Origin of the sequence: Corynebacterium sp. HMSC27B11, assembly GCF_001815985.1 — a bacterium.
Taxonomy (GTDB): Bacteria; Actinomycetota; Actinomycetes; order Mycobacteriales; family Mycobacteriaceae; genus Corynebacterium.
On the sequence record NZ_KV823561.1, the window covers coordinates 91,821 to 109,351 of the forward strand.

At 66.8% G+C, this 17,531-nt stretch carries 16 protein-coding genes; 4 read left to right on the plus strand and 12 right to left on the minus strand.

Features of this window, described 5'->3' with window-relative positions; translation table 11 throughout:
* Nucleotides 1-12 precede the first annotated feature (12 nt).
* Entirely contained in the window at nucleotides 13-1,104 is a 1,092-nt protein-coding gene (locus HMPREF3097_RS05825) for a methionine ABC transporter ATP-binding protein (protein WP_070758363.1), read from the plus strand.
* 98 nt (nucleotides 1,105-1,202) lie between these two features.
* Nucleotides 1,203-1,859, plus strand: coding sequence for a methionine ABC transporter permease (locus HMPREF3097_RS05830; protein ID WP_041628562.1), 657 nt, complete (start codon nucleotides 1,203-1,205; stop codon nucleotides 1,857-1,859).
* A 235-nt stretch (nucleotides 1,860-2,094) separates the two neighbouring features.
* On the opposite strand, the gene HMPREF3097_RS05835 is transcribed toward HMPREF3097_RS05830, so the two are convergent.
* The 6 genes from HMPREF3097_RS05835 to HMPREF3097_RS05860 form a co-directional block, all read right to left on the minus strand.
* A complete protein-coding gene (locus HMPREF3097_RS05835) occupies nucleotides 2,095-2,496 on the minus strand; it encodes a branched-chain amino acid transporter permease (RefSeq protein WP_070758361.1) in 402 nt (133 codons plus the stop codon).
* Complete coding sequence (locus HMPREF3097_RS05840; protein ID WP_070758412.1) at nucleotides 2,493-3,176, minus strand: AzlC family ABC transporter permease; 684 nt, start codon at nucleotides 3,174-3,176, stop codon at nucleotides 2,493-2,495. Before HMPREF3097_RS05840 ends, HMPREF3097_RS05835 begins: the two co-directional genes overlap by 4 nt.
* A gap of 64 nt (nucleotides 3,177-3,240) precedes the next feature.
* Nucleotides 3,241-4,401 carry a sucrase ferredoxin gene (locus HMPREF3097_RS05845; RefSeq protein WP_070761529.1) on the minus strand — a complete coding sequence of 387 codons (1,161 nt, stop codon included), beginning with the start codon at nucleotides 4,399-4,401 and terminating at the stop codon, nucleotides 3,241-3,243.
* 122 nt (nucleotides 4,402-4,523) lie between these two features.
* Complete coding sequence (locus HMPREF3097_RS05850; RefSeq protein ID WP_246818016.1) at nucleotides 4,524-5,210, minus strand: hypothetical protein; 687 nt, start codon at nucleotides 5,208-5,210, stop codon at nucleotides 4,524-4,526.
* Between the two features lie 260 nt (nucleotides 5,211-5,470).
* A complete protein-coding gene (locus HMPREF3097_RS05855) occupies nucleotides 5,471-7,129 on the minus strand; it encodes a Y-family DNA polymerase (RefSeq protein ID WP_070758357.1) in 1,659 nt (552 codons plus the stop codon).
* Nucleotides 7,126-7,860, minus strand: a complete 735-nt coding sequence (locus HMPREF3097_RS05860) for a hypothetical protein (RefSeq protein WP_371260086.1) — start codon at nucleotides 7,858-7,860, stop codon at nucleotides 7,126-7,128. The genes HMPREF3097_RS05855 and HMPREF3097_RS05860 overlap by 4 nt, the downstream gene beginning before the upstream one ends.
* A 369-nt stretch (nucleotides 7,861-8,229) precedes the next feature.
* Between HMPREF3097_RS05860 and HMPREF3097_RS05865 the strand changes: the two genes are divergently transcribed.
* Nucleotides 8,230-8,772 (plus strand): hypothetical protein, encoded by a 543-nt coding sequence (locus tag HMPREF3097_RS05865; RefSeq protein ID WP_246818015.1) that lies wholly within the window; start codon nucleotides 8,230-8,232, stop codon nucleotides 8,770-8,772.
* 187 nt (nucleotides 8,773-8,959) lie between these two features.
* On the opposite strand, the gene guaA is transcribed toward HMPREF3097_RS05865, so the two are convergent.
* From guaA to guaB, 6 genes are all read right to left on the minus strand, one after another.
* On the minus strand, nucleotides 8,960-10,531 hold the full coding sequence (guaA, locus tag HMPREF3097_RS05870) for a glutamine-hydrolyzing GMP synthase (protein ID WP_246821303.1): 1,572 nt from the start codon (nucleotides 10,529-10,531) through the stop codon (nucleotides 8,960-8,962).
* A gap of 238 nt (nucleotides 10,532-10,769) precedes the next feature.
* On the minus strand, nucleotides 10,770-11,594 hold the full coding sequence (locus HMPREF3097_RS05875; protein ID WP_070758352.1) for an ABC transporter ATP-binding protein: 825 nt from the start codon (nucleotides 11,592-11,594) through the stop codon (nucleotides 10,770-10,772).
* A complete protein-coding gene (locus HMPREF3097_RS05880; protein ID WP_070758350.1) occupies nucleotides 11,591-12,697 on the minus strand; it encodes a FecCD family ABC transporter permease in 1,107 nt (368 codons plus the stop codon). The genes HMPREF3097_RS05875 and HMPREF3097_RS05880 overlap by 4 nt, the downstream gene beginning before the upstream one ends.
* Before the next feature lie 2 nt (nucleotides 12,698-12,699).
* On the minus strand, nucleotides 12,700-13,731 hold the full coding sequence (locus tag HMPREF3097_RS05885) for an ABC transporter substrate-binding protein (RefSeq protein ID WP_070758348.1): 1,032 nt from the start codon (nucleotides 13,729-13,731) through the stop codon (nucleotides 12,700-12,702).
* A gap of 227 nt (nucleotides 13,732-13,958) precedes the next feature.
* Nucleotides 13,959-15,137 (minus strand): GuaB3 family IMP dehydrogenase-related protein, encoded by a 1,179-nt coding sequence (locus HMPREF3097_RS05890; RefSeq protein WP_070761530.1) that lies wholly within the window; start codon nucleotides 15,135-15,137, stop codon nucleotides 13,959-13,961.
* Nucleotides 15,138-15,286: 149 nt separating this feature from the next.
* A complete protein-coding gene (gene guaB / locus HMPREF3097_RS05895) occupies nucleotides 15,287-16,846 on the minus strand; it encodes an IMP dehydrogenase (RefSeq protein ID WP_070758344.1) in 1,560 nt (519 codons plus the stop codon).
* A gap of 224 nt (nucleotides 16,847-17,070) precedes the next feature.
* On the opposite strand from guaB, the gene HMPREF3097_RS05900 reads away from it, so the two are divergent.
* The gene (locus tag HMPREF3097_RS05900) at nucleotides 17,071-17,475 is read left to right on the plus strand and encodes a DUF5319 domain-containing protein (protein WP_070758343.1); all 405 of its coding nucleotides are present in this window, start codon (nucleotides 17,071-17,073) and stop codon (nucleotides 17,473-17,475) included.
* Nucleotides 17,476-17,531 lie beyond the last annotated feature (56 nt).

A 17,531-nucleotide genomic window follows, 5' to 3' on the forward strand; every position in this document is an offset into this window, starting at 1 on the left:
GAAGGCACCCCAATGGCCCAAGGCACATCCGCCGCCCCCGACACGGCCGGCCCCGCAACCCCGCGGGGCGACCGCACGGGAACGGGAATCGAATTTCGCAACGTCCACAAGGTCTTCAAGCAGGGACGCAAGTCCATCACCGCTCTGGAGGACGTGAACATCACCATCCAGCCGGGCTCCATCGTGGGCATCATCGGCTACTCCGGCGCGGGCAAGTCCACGCTGGTGCGCCAGATCAACGGGCTGGACAAGCCGACCAGCGGCGAGATCCTGCTCGACGGGCAGGACATCGTCCCGCTGAAGGAACCGGAGATGCGCAAGCTGCGCTCCGATATCGGCATGATCTTCCAGCAGTTCAACCTGTTCTCCTCCCGCACCGTGGCGGGCAACATCGCCTACCCTCTGAAGCTGCAGGGCATGCCGAAGGCCGAGCGCGAGGCGCGCGTCGCCGAGCTGCTGGAGTTCGTGGGGCTGGCTGATAAGGGCCGCAGCTACCCGGAGCAGCTCTCCGGCGGCCAGAAGCAACGCGTGGGCATCGCCCGCGCCCTGGCGACGAACCCGAGCCTGCTGCTCGCCGACGAGGCAACCAGCGCGCTGGACCCCTCCACCACCCGCGACGTGCTCGCGCTGCTGCGCCGCGTCAACGAGGAGCTGGGCATCACCATCGTGGTGATCACCCACGAGATGGAGGTCGTCCGCTCCATCGCCGACCAGGTGGTCGTCATGTCCAACGCCCGCGTGGTGGAGCAGGGCTCGGTCTACGAGGTCTTCTCCAACCCGCAGACGGAGGTCGCGAAGAACTTCGTGGCCACCTCCCTGCGCAACACCCCGGACAACGTGGAAGCGGACGCCCTGCAGGCCGGCGACGGCCGCCTGTTCACCATCACGATGAACCAGGGTGTGGGCTTCTTCGACGCCGTCTCCGAGCTCTCGGCTACGGATGTGAGCGTGAACATCGTCCACGGCGGGGTCACCACCCTGCAGAACCACTCCTTCGGCCGCCTGACCGTGCGCGTGACCGCTCAGGACGCCGCCGGTGAGACAGCGATCGAGAAGTTCTACGCCGACCTGTCCCAGCGAACCGATATTGAGGAGATCCGATGAGCGCGCTGACTACTTTCCCGACCGCCGCGGGCTCCACCGCCACCACAGCCGCTACCGCCCCTGCCACCGCGTCCCCGGACACCCTCGTGCTCGCCGCGATGGACTGGGACCGGCTGGGCGGTACTTTCACCCAGGCGATCTACGACACCCTGACGATGGTGCTGGCCACCCTCGTCATCGGTGGCCTGCTGGGCCTGGTGTTCGGCATGCTGCTGTACACCACCCGCCCGGGTGGGGTGCTGTCGAATAAGCCCATCTACTGGGTGATCAACTTCCTGGTGAACTTCGTTCGCCCGATTCCGTTCATCATCTTGCTCACCGCCATCGGCCCGTTGAGCGACGCCCTGGTGGGCAGCCGTATCGGTCTGAAGGCCGCGGTGTTGGGCATGGTGATCGCCGCGACCTTCGGCGCGGCCCGCATCGTGGAGCAGAACCTGGTCACCATCGACCCGGGCGTGATCGAGGCGGCGAAGTCCATGGGTGCCTCGCCGCTGCGGATCATCTTCACGGTGATCATCCCGGAGGCCCTGGGGCCGTTGATCCTGGGCTTTACGTTCATGTTCATCGCGATCGTGGACATGTCCGCGATGGCTGGCTACATCGGCGCTGGCGGTTTGGGTGACTTCGCGATTGTCTACGGTTACCGCGCCTTCAACGACGAAGTCACGTGGATCACCGTGCTGGTTATCATCGTTATCGTCCAGGCTGCCCAGCTGTTCGGTAACTGGCTGGCCAAGAAGGTTATGCGCCGCTAGAAGCTCACCCTTCTCCGGGGTTTTGTGCCCCTCTTTTGAGGACGTCGCCCCCTTGCACTTCGGTGCGGGGCGGCGTTCTTTTTCTGTCTAAAGCGAGGCTGGGGTTGGACCGGGTGGGCCTGGACCGAGTGGGCTTTGGCCGAGCGGGGGGGTGAGCGCGAGGACCGGTGTGCGCTGCCGCGGGGGCGGGCGACGGTGACGAACGAGGCATCGGTGACGGGCGCGGCGTCGTCGTCTAGAAGACGAGGTTGACGAGCAGCACGTAGAACACCGTGCCCAGCAGGATGGACTGGGTGGCGGAGCGGCGCCACAGATGCCAGGCCGTGGTGAAAGCCACCGCGATGAGCAGGGAGGCCAGGCCGCCGGGGGCGGCCATCCGGTCGGCGGCGGTGTAGATCACGAGGATGCTCATCACGCCCACGGGCATGCCCATGCCGAGCCATGCGACGAGCTTGGATTCCCGGAAGGAGCGCAGGGCCGCGAAGGGCAGGCCGCGCAGGGCGACGGTGACGATGCAGAGCGGGAGCAGCACGCCGATGGTGGTGCCGAGGCTCACGCCCGCGGGCAGGCCATAGCTGCCGGCAGCCTCGGCGGCGTGGACAGCCTCGGCGGCCAGAACTGTGGGCTGGGGGCTCATACTTCCTGCCTTTCGTCCCCGGTGCGCCAGCGCAGCTGAAGGGCGCGGTCCAGACCCGGGAGGTAGAAACGGGCGAGCAGCACGGCGAAGTAGAGCAGCATCGCGATCATCAGCATGTTGCCCGGGGAGACCAGCAGCGCCACCGCGGCGGTCACCACGGCCGTGAGGACCAGGGAGACGTCCCTGGTGGCGAGGAAGGACTCGATCAGCAGCACGACGAACAGCGCGGTGAGCGCGAATTCCATGCCCTCGAGTTTCCAGGGGATGGCGTCGCCGAAGAGGGCGCCGAGGACTCCCCCACCGACCCACGCGCACTGCAGGACGATCTGGATGGCGATGACCTGGCGGCCGGTGAAACGCTGATTGGGGTTGGCGCTGACGATCGCATAGGTCTCGTCCGTCAGCGCGTAGATGCCATAGGCACGGGCGGCTCTGCTGCGGATGACCTGCAGCGGGTAGTTCAGGGCATAGAAGACGTGGCGGAAGTTCACCAACAGCCCGTAGAGCGCGGCTGAGAGCGGTCCCACTCCCCCGGTGACGAGGCTGAGCGCCAGGAACTCCATCGAGCCGGCGTAGATCACCAGGGAGAAGATCGGCGCCCAGAACCACGCGAAGCCCATCTGGGTCAGCAGGATGCCGAAGGCCAGGCCGAGCGGAACCATGCCGAGGCCCACCGGCATGGCCAGCCCGATGGCGTGGCGGATGCCGCCCTGGTCGAGATTCCTCTCTTCGGGACGCCGCGAGCTACCCAAGAATCTCCTCGCAGCCAACCGCAATCCAGGACTTCGAGCGCTTGGGTTTATCCCCGCAGGAGGACACCACCATGACGCTGTCCCGGCGCTCCATGCGGACCCGGAAGCGCAGGTCGGAGGCGGTATCTTCCACCACGCGGACGGCGACGTCGGCGGACTGCGCGGTCTCCTCGTCGCTGTTCTCCGGGGTTTCCTCCCAGGACGTCAGCGCTGCGAGGCCGACGGGCAGACCGCGGTCGTCAAGTTCGTGGGCCACGCGGAGTTCGGCGGCCTGGCTGGCAGGATCGAGGCAGCCGCGGCCACGGTTCCCCTGCAGCCAGAGCTCCCCGCGCTGGGCGTGCTCCACCATGCTGCGCGCCCCGCCCTCGGCCATGCGGCCGAAGGAGTAGTTGGCGGGCAGCAGGAGCATGGAGGGCGCGAAGCGGTGCCCCTTGGTGTGGGAGGACTCCCAGATGATCGGGTCGATGGGGTCCACCGAGGGATGATCGTCGAATTCGGTGTGCTTCGGGTCGACTGGCCCGGCTCCCACTCCGGCCGTGTCGGCGTGGTTCTGGGTGAGCGCGGGGTTCGCGGCGGGCTGGATCCTCGGGGTGGCCTCGCCCTCCGGTGCGGCGGGCTCGTCGAAATGCTTGCTCAGCGCGGCGGCGAGCGGGCGGCCGCGGACGGCGCAGCAGCGGTCGCGGCGGCCGTGGGTGCAGACCAGCAGGATGGGGTGGTCGACGCGGCGGGCGCCCGGGGTGTTGCCCGGGGGGCTCAGGTCGATGTCCAGGAGGGCCTCGACGTCTGGGAGGTCCATCCTCTCGAGGATGGGTTCGGTGCCGGTGGCCCAGGCGATGTAGAGCACCCGGGTGTTGTTGCAGCGGCGGTCCTGGCCTTCCCGGCCGGGGCGGCGAATGAACTGGAGCTCTGCCCCGTTGTCCTTGAGGAAGGTTTTGATCTTCGCGTTCAGTTCGGCGCCGAAGGCGGTGCCGTCGAGGATGTCGTGCCCCCAGCCGGTGTAGAACTCCAGGCAGAGGATGATTTTTCCGGGTTTTGCGGTGCCAGCGAGTTGCTCTCCGGTGAAGGTGGAGCAAATGGTGGGGGCGTCATCGAGCTGTTCGGTGGTGAACTCGTGTGGCGAGACTCCCGCGAGTGGATTTCTGCTGGTAGCCATAACTGACAAGGTACCAAATGGAAGGCCTTAGGCAGACCTAAGCGGCCGGATCGGTTGATCGCGGCCGCTTAGGGGTTCACGGGCTCACGCCCGCGGGGTGGGTGGAAGGCCCACGGGTGCTTCTAGGAGCTGAGGGAGACGCTGCCGGATGGCTTGGACGCGCCCTTCTTCACGGTGATCTTCGGACCATTGTCGAAGACCTTGTAGTTGTTGATGGCTGCGCCAACCTTTGCGCCACCACCGGTGGCGAAGGTGCCCTCCTCCGAGCCGGCCTTCCAGGTGAAGTCGACAACCAGGGACTTGGTGGTGCTGACGGTGCTGTCCCCCTTGAAGAGCAGGCCTTCCTTCAGGCCGACGTTGACCTGCTTGACGCCGTCGTTGGTGGTCACACCGTACTGGCTCTGGTCGATCTGCTTGATGCTGCCACCGAGGAAGCCGTTTTCGAAGGTCTCAACCTTAACCAGCTGGAAGCTCTCTGGCATGCGCTCGATAAGGTCGCTGACCTTGGTCTCGCCCTTCACACCCTGGATCTTGATGCGGGTCTTGACGGTCGCGCCCGGGCGCACGGTCTCAGCGCCGGTAACGAGCTGCTTGTAGACGTCCACGTTCCAGGCCGGACCGCCGACATTACCGAGCTTGTACTCCTTGCCCTGGGCCTGCTCCAGGTCTCCCGGAGAGGAGGAGCCGAGGCTGCCCAGGCTGCCCAGCGGGTTTGCGCTTGCGGCGGTGACGCCGCCCATGGCGACGGCCGTCGCTGCGGTGAGGGCAATGGTGGCCTTGCCGATTGCGTTGATCTTCTTGGTCGCCATTTCTTTGGCCCCTTTCATGCTGACCCGCGCAGATGCGCTGATCTTTTGTCTTTGAGAACTGGGATCTGGATGCACTGGGCGGTCCCGCCTGTCGCTTGCCGAAGGTCTAGTGCTCTGGAATAGCCCTGCTTCACCCCAGTGCCTGGAAGCTTACTATTTCCTTAGCACCAGTACATTCCTTTGGAAAACTATTTCTGTTTTATTCTCACGCCCCGCCCCCTTTGCCCTGGCCTTTGACACTCACGCAGCTCAACATGCCCTCAGTAAGTCGCCTCGATTCGCCACTTCTGACCTTTGCATACCAGCAGGTAGGCACCCTCATCGGTGGCGACCTGCAGGCGCGCGTAGCGCTTCCCTTCGGCCCACCACTGCTCATCCACGGGCCAGGGGCCAGCCCACCCCCGGATGGGCAGTGTCCGGTTACCCCACCGCAACCGTTGGGGTGATGCGCTCATCAGACCCCGGCCGGTCACGTGCACGGGCTGCTCGTGATCGCCGAGCACCGTGATCGATGCAGCTGGGTGCCCCGCGCTGGGGTTAGCAGCTTCACCCACGGTCGCGGGCAGCGGCGCGGGCAGCTCACCCCACCACTGGGTCGTGGGCAGCGCGTCGACCTCCTCGGGCGCTTCCTCGCCATAGGGCAGCGTGAGCACGCGTCCACCGATGGCGCGTCCACCCCGGTGGACGACCTGTTGAACGGCGGCCATGCCGATAAGGGCCTGCGCGCGCCCAGCGGCGGCGCGGGCTGCGCGCAGCCCCTCGTCCGCCCCGCCCCAGAGTGGTTCGGCAATGGTGCCCGCGGGCACCGTCTCGACTGGGAGCAGCTCGATGGCAACCACGCCGGCGGCGGAGTCCTCGAAACCATCCTGCTCCGGCTCACCAGCCTTGGCGCGCAGCCGGGTGATCCAGCCATCGAGCTGCCAGCGAACCCGCTGGGCGGTGTCCTCTTCCGTTAGAGGCTCGCGGCAGCGCCAGGCGCGCTCCACCATGGTGGGGCCGGTGTACTCCGCGGGCGGGTTGAGGTGCACCCGCACGGTCAGCCGGAGGCAGGCTTCCCCGCGACGGAAGAGTTCCCCGTGCAGCCGGGCGGCGGCCTGACGGGCAACGAAGGCCGCGGTTTCAGTACTCCGAATGGGCTCCCCTACCTGGTGCAGCACCTCGACGGGCTGAATAGGGCACTGCGGGGAGACCTCCCGGCCGGGCTCGCCGCATGCCACGCGGTGCCAGTACACAGCCTCGGCGCCGAAGCGCCCCGCCACGTGCTTTCGCCCCAGTGCCGCGAAGTCTCGCAGGGTGCGCACCCCCAGCTCCTGCAGGGTGCTCACCAACTCGGCGGGGGCGCTCAGCACAGCTTCCACCGCCAAAAACCCGATGGGCAGGGTGGGCACAAAACTAGAGTTTCCACCCGTGGGGACGTGCACTCCGCGACGCGCTGCCCACACGGCAGGCATCAGATCATCGGCGGTGCCGGCCAGGCACTCCACACCCAACCGGGCTGCGGAATCCAGCAGGAGTTCGACGGCGGCAGCCTCCCCGCCGTAGTAGTTCGCCAGCGGCCTGGTGGGCAATGCAACGAGACCCGGGCGCAGCGTTTCCACCCCGGCAGCCACCTCCATGAGGGCCGCCACGATGTCCTCATGAATCGTGGCCTCCTGCACTGGGTCGGCGTGCGCATGCCGTAGCTCCGGGCAGGTTGCGAGCGCGTGACGCTGCTTCATCCCCTGGCGCACTCCCTGCGCCCGCGCAGCGGCATTACAGGCCTGGACGCGATATTCCGCGATCGTGGCGGCAGGCCGCAGCATGTCCCAGCCGCGAGCAAGCCCCACGGCATAGACCGGGAAATCCGGGAACCACAGGACGGTCACGCGTTCAGCCGCAGCAGCGCTAGCTTCGGCACTGGCCTTTCCCCGGCCAGTCACAGCGCCACCTCGATCCGGCCCTGATCGACCTGACTGCCTGCACCATCGCGGCGGCCCGTCAACTCCGCCGTGATGCGCTGCGGCGGCTGCCCCTTGCCCCAAACGCGCCCGGTCACACCGACCGAGCGGATGCGCCCGCTCCCCCGGCCCAGCCCGTGAACACCAGACACCCGCACGTCAAGGTTCAGCCGCGCACCCGGCCAGGGCGCGCCGCAACTCAGTAATGCGCAACTACTCTTACGCAGCCTCGCCTCCACGGGGCGCGCGAAGGTGGGCGTGACCCGCCGGACGGGCACGTAGACGACCAGGTCCAGCCCCTCCGCCAAGGTCGAGAGCACCGCCCCGACGTGCGGTGCAGGGTCCGGCACGATGATCAACCGGGAGAGCTCCCCGCCCGCCGCGGCGACGGCCGCCAGCGCGAGGTTCGGGTAGCCCACCACCGCCGCACACCCGCCGTTCGCGGTGACATGCGCAAGAATATCGACGACCGCGGCGGGGCAATCCGCCATCGCGGTCACCGCCCCACGAGCCAGCCCACCGCCAGCAAGCTGGCCCGCGAGCCACTCGGGCATGCCGAGCGCCCGCGCCCGCCCCACCGTCGCAGGCTCGGGCGCAACCGCGCGCAGCGGCGACACTCCCCGGGTAGATCCTGCTTCCCGCTCTACAGGCTGCACCACCCCCTGAAGACCAGCCGCGTTCTGGGATTCCGTCGCGCCTCGTAGTTCCGACACGCCTCGAGGTTCCGCCGCATGCTGCGCCGCGGCCGCAGCCCGCGCCGCTGCACGGCTGCTTTTGATCTTCTCGATCGCATGAACAACATTGCTCTCATCGATCAGCATGGGTACAGCACTCCCTCCTCTATATCGACACCATCGGCTCGGGAAACATGCAGGCCAGCCCCACTTCCGCCGGGCTTTAAGGTTGAGTTCACAGCTACGGCCAGGCCGACCGGGTTGACGCCCTAAAAAATAGAAAACACACCAGACATATCGAACAGGTGTTCTAATTTAGGGATTCTAGACCCACCTGGTGCAGTTCACCAACGCCCTGCTCACCGCCAACAAAGAACACACCGCCGCGAGGAACTAGACTCGTCACATATGAGCAAAAAGAACCAGCCCCGCAAGAAAGCCCAGCGCCCCACCCCGCAGCGCTCGCCGCGCACTCAGCAGGCCAGCTCAGCGCAAGCCAGCGCAGCGCAGGCCAAGCAGGGCGACGCCCCCGGCGAGGCGACCATCCTCGTCCGCGCTCCCGAGGGCGTGCGCGCCGTCGCGTCCCTCCTGCTCGGGCTCGGCGTGGCGGCGATGGTCATGCCGCTGGCGACAACCTGGCAGGTCATGGTGCTGGTCATCGCCATCGGGGCGGGCTTCCTCGTGACCTTCAGCCACCCCTACCGCAAGAAGGTGCGCGCGGCCGTGGAGTCGACAGGACGGAAGTACAAGACCTCCGTCGCGCAGATCATGCCGCTATTCCCCCTCTGGCTCGCGCTGATGATCCTGCCCGCCTTCCAGATCCACTCCTGGATCGCGGCACTGATCGTGCTCGCGCTGGCCGGGGCCTATGCGTGGGTCTCGTTCCCCAGCATCGACGGCACCCGCTATCTCGCCGAACCTGGGACCGGGCAGGTTCGGGACGACGCTTAAGCCCCACGTTCTGAGCCAGGTACACGGCCCCGCTCAACGCCAGTGCCCCTGCCCCACAGTGCGGACTACCCGCTGATCCTGGCTAGCCCACGCCCCACCCCCACGAACGCGAAAGCGCGCCGCACCTCATCGTGCGACGCGCTTTCTACTTGGGGTACACCCCGCTGGGCGCCTCAAGCTGCTGGGATTACTCCCATTCGATGGTTCCCGGCGGCTTGCTGGTGATGTCCAGCACCACGCGGTTAACCTCCGCCACCTCGTTGGTGATGCGGGTGGAGACCTTCTCCAGCACGTCATAAGGGATGCGAGACCAATCGGCGGTCATGGCGTCCTCACTGGAGACCGGGCGCAGCACGATCGGGTGACCGTAAGTACGGCCGTCGCCCTGCACACCCACGGAGCGCACGTCCGCGAGCAGGACGACCGGGCACTGCCAGATCTCGCCGTCCAGGCCAGCGGCGCTGAGCTCCTCGCGGGCGATCTTGTCCGCCGCGCGCAGCGTCTCCAGTCGCTCCTCGTTGACCGCGCCGATGATGCGGATGCCCAGGCCCGGGCCCGGGAACGGCTGACGGGCGACGATAACCTCCGGCAGGCCGAGCTCGCGGCCCACCGCGCGGACCTCGTCCTTAAACAGCTGGCGCAACGGCTCGACCAGCTTGAACTCGACGTCATCCGGCAGGCCACCGACGTTGTGGTGGCTCTTGATGTTCGCGGTGCCGGAGCCGCCGCCGGACTCGACGACGTCCGGGTACAGGGTGCCCTGGACCAGGAAGTCCACGGTGGAGCCCTCCGGGGAGTCGGCCAGCACGCCAGCGACGGCGCGCTCGAAGGAGCGGATGAACTCCGCACCGATGGCCTTGCGCTTGACCTCCGGGTCGGTCACGCCGTCCAGGCGCTTGAGGAAGGCCTCGCGCTCGTCCACGGTGACCAGCTTCGCGCCGGTCGCGGCGACGAAGTCGTTCTCCACCTGCTCGCGCTCCCCTGCGCGCAGCAGACCGTGGTCCACGAACACACAGGTCAGGCGGTCGCCGATGGCGCGCTGCACGATCGCAGCGGCCACGGCGGAGTCCACGCCACCGGACAGGCCACAGATGGCGCGGCCGTCCTCACCGATCTGCTCCCGAACCTGCTCGATGAGCTCCTCGGCGATGTTGGAGGCGGTCCAGTTCTGCTCCAGGCCCGCGACCTCCGTGAGGAAGCGCTCCAGCACCTCCTGGCCGTGCGGGCTGTGCATGACCTCCGGGTGGTACTGCACACCGGCCATGCGGCGATCCAGGCACTCGAAGGCGGCGACCGGCGCTCCGGCGGACTTCGCGGTGACCGTGAAGCCCTCCGGAGCCTGCGAGACCGCGTCGCCGTGGCTCATCCAAGCCTTGTGCGAGCCCAGGCCCGCGTGCATCACGCCGCCGTCATCGAGGAGCTCAACCTCGGTGCGGCCGTACTCGCGCTGCCCCGTCTCGGAGACGGTGCCGCCGAGCGCGTGCGTCATGGCCTGGAAGCCGTAGCAAATGCCAAACACCGGCACGCCCAGCTCCAGCAGCTCCGGCTGCAGGGCCGGTGCACCATCGGCGTAGACCGAGCTCGGACCACCCGACAGCACGATGGCCGCAGGGTTCTTGGCCTTGATTTCTTCAATGGTGGCGGTGTGCGGAACAACCTCGGAATAGACCCGAGCCTCACGCACACGGCGCGCGATCAACTGTGCGTACTGCGCGCCGAAATCCACCACGAGGACTGGCTGATGATTTTGGTGATTCACGCTGCTCATCCTATCGCATATATGGCTAGTCCCCCACGGGGTGGGTAACACCCGCGGGGGACTAGCCGACTCACTTGGTGGGCTACCTCATGACCGGCCCGACTGGCCGCGCGGTCGGCACCCCAGTTGGCGGCCTCGTTGCCCGCTTGAGCGCACAGCTTCGTGGCCGCCTGCGCGTGGCTTGAGCGCACGGCTTCGTGGCCGCTTCGCGCGACTTCGTGGCCGCTTAGCACGCCGCTTAGTGCGCGAGGTCTTCCTTCGGCTCGTGATGGTGCTTCCAGTTCGGCACCGCACTGTTGACCGCGAGGTCCAGGTGCCCGCCCACCGTGGTGATCTCGGCGTCGATCCCGAACACACTCATCAGCCGCTCCGGGGTGAAGACCTCGTGCGGCGTGCCGGACTTCACGAGCGCGCCGTCCTCCAGCAGCACGATCTGGTCGCAGTAGCGGGAGGCCAGCCCCAGGTCGTGCATCGCGACGATCACACACACGTTGTGGTCGGCCGCGAGGTGGCGCAGCTGCTCCATGAGTCGGAACTGGTGATGAATATCCAGGTGGTTCGTCGGCTCGTCCAGCACCAGCACCTTCGCGCTCTGCGAGATGGCGCGGGCCAGCTGGACGCGCTGCTGCTCACCGCCGGAGAGGGTGTTCCACGTCCGATCCATCAGGTGGGCGACGTCCGCGTGCTCCACCGCGTGCGAGATCGCGTCGTGGTCCTCGTCCGTTTGCCGGGCGAATGGCCCCTTGGAGGCCATTCGGGAAAGCTCGACGACCTGCCGGACCAGCAGTTCGGAGTTCGCGTTACCGTGCTGCGCGACGAACGCGACCTGCTTGACCTTCTCGCGTCGGCTGTAGCTGCGCAGCGGGGCGCCGTCGATCATGACCTCGCCGTCGAAGTCGACGACGTCGGCGACGGACTTCAGCAAGGTGGACTTACCGGCACCGTTCGGCCCCACCAGCGCGGTGATCGTCCCCGCCTCGAAGGAGGCGTCCACGTTGGCCACCGTCGGGGTGGACTTGCGGTGGTAGGTGATGGAGACGTTCTGGATTTCTACGATGCTCATACTCGCTGCCCCCGGTTCAGGATGAAGAAGAACAGTGGCACGCCCAGCAGCGCGGTAAACACACCGACCGGGACTTCCTGCGGCTGGAACACGCTGCGGGCCAGGGCGTCGGTGAACACCAGCAGGATCGCACCGACCAGCGCGGACAGCGGGATGAGGCGCGCGTGGGCGGAGCCCACGATCATGCGCACCGCGTGGGGCACGAGCAGACCGATGAAGCCGATCGCACCGACGGCGGAGACCGTCGCCGCCGTCATGAGGGCAACCAGGATCAGCACTGCGGCGCGCACGCCGACAACGGGCACGCCCATCGACTTCGCGGTCTCGTCACCGAAGCTCATGGCGTCCAGGTAGCGGGACATCATCCAGATCAGCAGGCTGGTGATGACCACGGTGATCAGCACGATCCACATCGTGTTGGCGCGGGAGGCGCCCATCGCACCCAGCAGCCAGAAGGTGATGCCGCGGACGGATTCCGCGTCGCCGCGGGCGACCAGGATGAGGCTGGTGATGGCAGAGAAGAACTGGCCGACCAGCACACCGGTGAGCACCACGCGGGTGGAGACGAAGCCCGTGCCGCGCAGCAGGAGCATCAGCAAGCCGAAGCTCAGCAGGGCACCGATGGCCGCGCCACCGGTCAGCCCCAGCGCGAAGCTGACGGGCATGAGCAGCAGGGCCACGACCGCGCCGGTGGAGGCACCGTAGGAGACACCCAGCAGGTACGGCTCCGCCAGATCGTTGCGGGTGATCGCCTGCAGCGAGGCACCCGCGACCGCGAGGCCCGCGCCGACGAAGATCCCCATGACGATGCGCGGAATGCGCAGGTCGAAGAGGATGGATTGACGGATCAGGCTGGGTGCGGGGCGGTCATCGCTGACGAAGATGCCGAGCTTGTGGGTGATCGAGCCCCAGACCTCGTCGCGAGTCAGGGTGGCCGCGCCCATGAACAGGGCCATGTAGCAGACCAGGGCCAGCAGGATCAGCCCGACGACCCACGCCACCCAGGTGGGCACGCGGCGCGCGGGTGCGAGCTTCGTGCCCTCCAGGGGGGATGCCTTCGCGCCTTTTCCGGGCTCGCGGCGAGTGTCAGTGCTCGATGCCATACCTAGTTCTTCCAGTTCTTTACGTACTCAGCGACGTCCTCGAGCGGCTCGTAGGACTGGACGGAGCCGGACAGGCCGATGCCCTTCACGATGACGTAGCGCTTCTCCTTCACAGCCTTGAGGTTACGGGTTGCTGGGTCCTTCTCCAGCATCTCGATCTTCTCCTCGGCCTTGTCTCCCGGTGCGCCGCGGCCCGGCAGGTCAGCCAGGACGATGAAGTCCGGGTCCTTGTCAGCCAGGGCCTCCCAGCTGAGCTCCGGCCATGCCTCGTTGGCGTCCTCGAAGACGTTCTTCACGCCGGTGAGGTCGAAGATGTCTTGTGCGATGGAGAGCTTGCCGCCGATGTACGGCGCGCCGTCGAAGATGGAGTACAGCAGGGCGCCGGAGAGGTCCTTCGGTGCGTCCTTGACGCTCTCCTTGGCTGCGTCGACGTGCTCTTTGTGCTTCTTCTCGAGCTCGGCGGCCTTGTCCTCGGCGCCGAAGAGCTGGCCGAGCTGCTGGTAGTCCTTCAGCAGGAGGTCGTAGGCGTTCTTGCCCTCGTTGCCGTCCTTGTCGCGGCACTCGACGTTGGAGTACCAGGTGGCGACGCCCAGCTTCTTCCACTCCTCGCGGGTGCCGGCGCCGTCGTCGGTGTAGACCGACTCGAACGGAGAGAGGATGGCGTCCGGGTCTACCGTGCGGATCTGCTCGGCAGTGGCGACCTCCGGGGAGACCTCCGTGGACTTCTTCATCTCGTCCTCGTAGCCCTCCAGCGGGGCGTCCTTCTGGTGGGAGTAGCCCGCGAGCTTATCGCCGAGGCCGAAGGCAAGGACGTTGTCCGTAGTGCCCTGCTCGACGGACATGATGCGCTCGGCTGGCTTATCCAGCTGCATCGTGAAGCCGCAGTTGCTGAACTCGAAGCCTTCACCCGAGGCGTTGTTCTGGGAATCCTGTGCCCCGTTTTCGCCGGCGTCCGAGCACGCCCCGAGGACGAGAGCCCCGGAAGCCAGAATGCTCATGAGACCGGCGGTGCGGAGCTTGTGTGCGCGCTGCATAATATTCCTCCAAAAGAAGTTGAATCAATCGCCCATTGCAATAAGGCAGACAGTTTTCAACTTACCGAGCGAACATTTGATTGTCATTTTAAGCATGAATAAAGCGGTCGAACTCACAAGCAGGAGTTCGACCGCTTTATCTTCTGATGATTCCGGCGCCGCGTGGCGCCATTAGTTAGGCGCCACAGCGCGCATAGCCGCTATTTCTGCGCCCCTCTTTCACGGCTTTAGCGGACCGCGATATCCACCTTCTGGAAGGCCTTGACCTCGGTGTAGCCGCACTTCGCCATGGAGCGGCGCAGGCCACCCACCAGGTTCTCGTGGCCCAGCGGGTCCGGGGTCGGGCCGAAGAGCAGCTGGTTCAGCGGCACGGAGGTCGGCGGCAGCAGAGCGTCCACGGTGCCGCGTGGCAGCTTCGGGTGCGCTGCACTGGAGGGCCAGAACCAGTTCGGGGCGCCGGCCTCCTCCGCGGCGGCCAGGGGCGCGCCGAGGGCGACGGCATCCGCGCCACATGCGATGGCCTTCGCGATGTCGCCGGAGCAGGAGAGCTCGGAGTCCGCGATGACGTGCACGTAGCGGCCACCGGTCTCGTCCAGGTAGTCGCGACGGGCAGCGGCGGCGTCGGCGATGGCGGTGGCCATCGGGACGTCGATACCCAGGGCCTGGCTGTTGGTGACCGGGCCTGCGCCCACGATCACGCCGGCCGCGCCGGTGCGCATCAGGTGCATGGCGGTGGTGTAGTCCACCACTCCCCCGGCGATGACCGGAACGTCCAGGGAACCGATGAACTCCTTGAGGTTCAGCGGCTCACCATCGGTGTCCACGTGCTCCGCGGAGATCAGGGTGCCCTGGATGACCAGCAGGTCGATACCGCCGGCGATCAGCGTCGGGGCGAGCTCACGGGCGCGCTGCGGGGAGACACGCACCGCGAAGCGCACGCCCGAGTCGCGCACCTGCTGCAGGCGCTCCTGGAGCAGGTCCAGGTCCAGCGGCTGCTGGTGCAGGCGCTGCAGCACCTGGTTCGCGGCGAACTCCGGGGTCTCCAGCGCCTCGGCCGCGACGTCCTCGTCCGCGCCCTCGTTGAAGGAGCCGAAGTAACCGCGCTCCGCCGCGGAAACGATCTCGCCGAAGGCGGCGTCGAGATCCTTCGCACGGCCCCACAGGCCCTCCGCATTGATGACGGGCAACCCGCCGGCCTTGCCGAACTCGATGGCGAACTCCGGGCTGACCACGGCGTCGGTCGGGTGCGTCATGATCGGGAAGTCGAACTCATAGGCATCGATGCGCCAGGAGGTGTCCACGTCCCGGGAGGAACGCGTGCGCCGCGAAGGCACGATGTCGATCTGGTTGAGTCCGAAGACCTGGCGTGCGGAGCGACCGCGGCCGATGTCCTTGTATTCCTGCATGTTGGTCCTTATTTCGTGGGCCAGCGGGGTGCGCTGCGGTGGTGTGGGCGGCGCACCCCGCTGGTCAGGGGTGGGAGGCTTATCTCTAGAACGAGGCTAACCGGTAGCGGCCGGCTCCGGCGGTGTGCGCGAAGCCGGCCGATGGGGTTTTAGCGGTTCGGGTCGTAGTTCGGTGCGGTGGCGATGCCCTGCACGTCGTGCGGGTGGGACTCGCGCAGGCCAGCGGAGGTGATGCGCACGAAGCGAGCGTTGTTCAGCTCCTCGATCGTGGCGGCACCCGTGTAGCCCATGGCAGCGCGCAGGCCACCGACCTGCTGGTGGAGGATCTGGTCCAGGTGCCCGCGGAACGGCACGCGACCCTCGATGCCCTCCGGCACCAGCTTCTCCTCAGACTTCACATCGGCCTGGAAGTAGCGGTCCTTGGAGTAGGAACGCTTCTCGCCGGTCAGGCCACGGCCCTGCATCGCGCCCAGGGAACCCATGCCGCGGTAGCGCTTGTACTGCTTGCCACCAACGGTGACGACCTCGCCCGGGGTCTCGGCGCAACCCGCCAGCATGGAGCCCAGCATCACGGTGGATGCGCCAGCTGCCAGGGCCTTGGCGATGTCACCGGAGTACTGCATGCCACCGTCCGCGATGATCGGGACGCCAGCGGCGCGGGCTGGGACGGCTGCTTCCATGATCGCGGTGATCTGTGGGGCACCGACACCAGCGACGACGCGGGTGGTGCAGATGGAGCCCGGGCCGATACCGACCTTGATGCCGTCGGCGCCGGCGTCGATCATCGCCTGCGCGGCCTCACGGGTCGCGAGGTTGCCGCCGATGACGTCCACGCGGTCGCCGAACTCCTTCTTCACGCGGGAGACCATGTCCAGCACGCCGCGGTTGTGGGCGTGCGCGGTGTCGACAACGAGGGCGTCCACCCCAGCGTCGACGAGGGCGGTGGCGCGCTTCCAGGCGTCCTCACCGGTACCGATACCAGCGGCGACGAGGAGACGGCCGGAGGAGTCCTTCGCGGCGTTCGGGTACTGCTCGCGCTTCGCGAAGTCCTTGACAGTGATCAGGCCGGTCAGCTTGCCCGCACCATCGACGATCGGCAGCTTCTCGACCTTGTTCTCCGACAGCAGGCGCAGCGCGGCGTCGGCGGAGACACCCTGCTCGGCAACGACGAGCGGCATCGGCGTCATGACCTCGCGGACGGGGCGGTTGACGTCGCGCTCGAAACGCATATCGCGGTTGGTGATGATGCCCAGGAGGGTCTGATCCTCGTCGACGACCGGCAGGCCGGAGATGCGGAAACGACCGCAGATCTCGTCGACCTCCTCGATCGTCATGTCCGGGCTCGCGGTGACCGGGTTGGTGACCATGCCGGCCTCGGAGCGCTTGACGATCTCGACCTGCTCGGCCTGCGCCTCGACGGAGAGGTTGCGGTGCAGCACCCCGATGCCGCCCTGGCGAGCCATGGCGATGGCCATGCGGCCCTCGGTGACGGTATCCATCGCTGCGGATGCGATTGGGACGTTCAGCTTGATGTTGCGCGAGAACTGAGTCGCGGTGTCCACGGCGGAAGGAATGACCTCGGACGCATCCGGGATCAAGAGGACGTCGTCGAAAGTGAGCCCGGTGAGAGCGACCTTGTTCGGATCGTCGCCCCCGGTCTCCACGCGCTGGGCTGCCTGAGAGTTGTTAGTGGACTGTGGGTTTGCCATAAGGCCTGATCCTTCCATCGCATTGTCAGCGCACGATCCGCACTGGCGAAGGTCTTCCGCTTTCCCCGCGAGACACGCACCTGCCTGCGGGTTATGCCGGAATCGCTAGCGCAGCTTCGGTTACGAGCTTTTATTAGCCCTTACTTTAGCGCTAAACGTCTGCAATGTGTTTTCCGGGTTGGCTTGCGGGTACGGTGGGTTTCGTGAGCTTTAGTAACTATCAGATGCCGCCGGATCCCTTCGCGGATGATCCGAACGATCCGGCGTCCCTTTTGGGGCCCATCGAGGGCGATGATGTCATGGAGCCGATCGACGCGGCTGAGGAAGCCGCGCTGCGTGAAGACCTCGCGAACGTGCGGGTCTTCCGGGAGCTGCTGGAGCCGCACGGCGTGCGGGGCGTGGCGATGCTCTGCGAGGACTGCGATGAGCAGCACTACTACGACTGGGGGATCATCGAGTCGAATATCGTCTCCATGCTGAACCACCAGCACCTGCCGGTGCACGAGCCTTCGGCTGCGCCATCCCCGCAGGATTATGTGACCTGGGATTACTGCCTGGGTTATGCGGATGCGATGGATTTCGCCAACGAGCAGCTGCGCGCCCGCTTCCCCTGGACCGGGCGGCTGTAGCTTTTAAAGCCCCAGGCATGGCCAGCCCCCGTTTTGGGCTGTGCCGTGCCACAATT

Excerpts from the sequence above, each read along its gene's own strand:
- HMPREF3097_RS05825 (WP_070758363.1), top strand. The coding sequence starts at position 13 with ATGGCCCAAGGCACATCCGCCGCCCCCGACACGGCCGGCCCCGCAACC.
- HMPREF3097_RS05830 (WP_041628562.1), top strand. The coding sequence starts at position 1,203 with ATGGACTGGGACCGGCTGGGCGGTACTTTCACCCAGGCGATCTACGAC.
- HMPREF3097_RS05835 (WP_070758361.1), bottom strand. The coding sequence starts at position 2,496 with ATGAGCCCCCAGCCCACAGTTCTGGCCGCCGAGGCTGTCCACGCCGCC.
- HMPREF3097_RS05840 (WP_070758412.1), bottom strand. The coding sequence starts at position 3,176 with ATGCCGGTGGGCCTCGGCATGGTTCCGCTCGGCCTGGCCTTCGGCATC.
- HMPREF3097_RS05845 (WP_070761529.1), bottom strand. The coding sequence starts at position 4,401 with ATGGCTACCAGCAGAAATCCACTCGCGGGAGTCTCGCCACACGAGTTC.
- HMPREF3097_RS05850 (WP_246818016.1), bottom strand. The coding sequence starts at position 5,210 with ATGGCGACCAAGAAGATCAACGCAATCGGCAAGGCCACCATTGCCCTC.
- HMPREF3097_RS05865 (WP_246818015.1), top strand. The coding sequence starts at position 8,230 with ATGAGCAAAAAGAACCAGCCCCGCAAGAAAGCCCAGCGCCCCACCCCG.
- HMPREF3097_RS05875 (WP_070758352.1), bottom strand. The coding sequence starts at position 11,594 with ATGAGCATCGTAGAAATCCAGAACGTCTCCATCACCTACCACCGCAAG.
- HMPREF3097_RS05880 (WP_070758350.1), bottom strand. The coding sequence starts at position 12,697 with ATGGCATCGAGCACTGACACTCGCCGCGAGCCCGGAAAAGGCGCGAAG.
- HMPREF3097_RS05885 (WP_070758348.1), bottom strand. The coding sequence starts at position 13,731 with ATGCAGCGCGCACACAAGCTCCGCACCGCCGGTCTCATGAGCATTCTG.
- HMPREF3097_RS05890 (WP_070761530.1), bottom strand. The coding sequence starts at position 15,137 with ATGCAGGAATACAAGGACATCGGCCGCGGTCGCTCCGCACGCCAGGTC.
- guaB (WP_070758344.1), bottom strand. The coding sequence starts at position 16,846 with ATGGCAAACCCACAGTCCACTAACAACTCTCAGGCAGCCCAGCGCGTG.
- HMPREF3097_RS05900 (WP_070758343.1), top strand. The coding sequence starts at position 17,071 with ATGCCGCCGGATCCCTTCGCGGATGATCCGAACGATCCGGCGTCCCTT.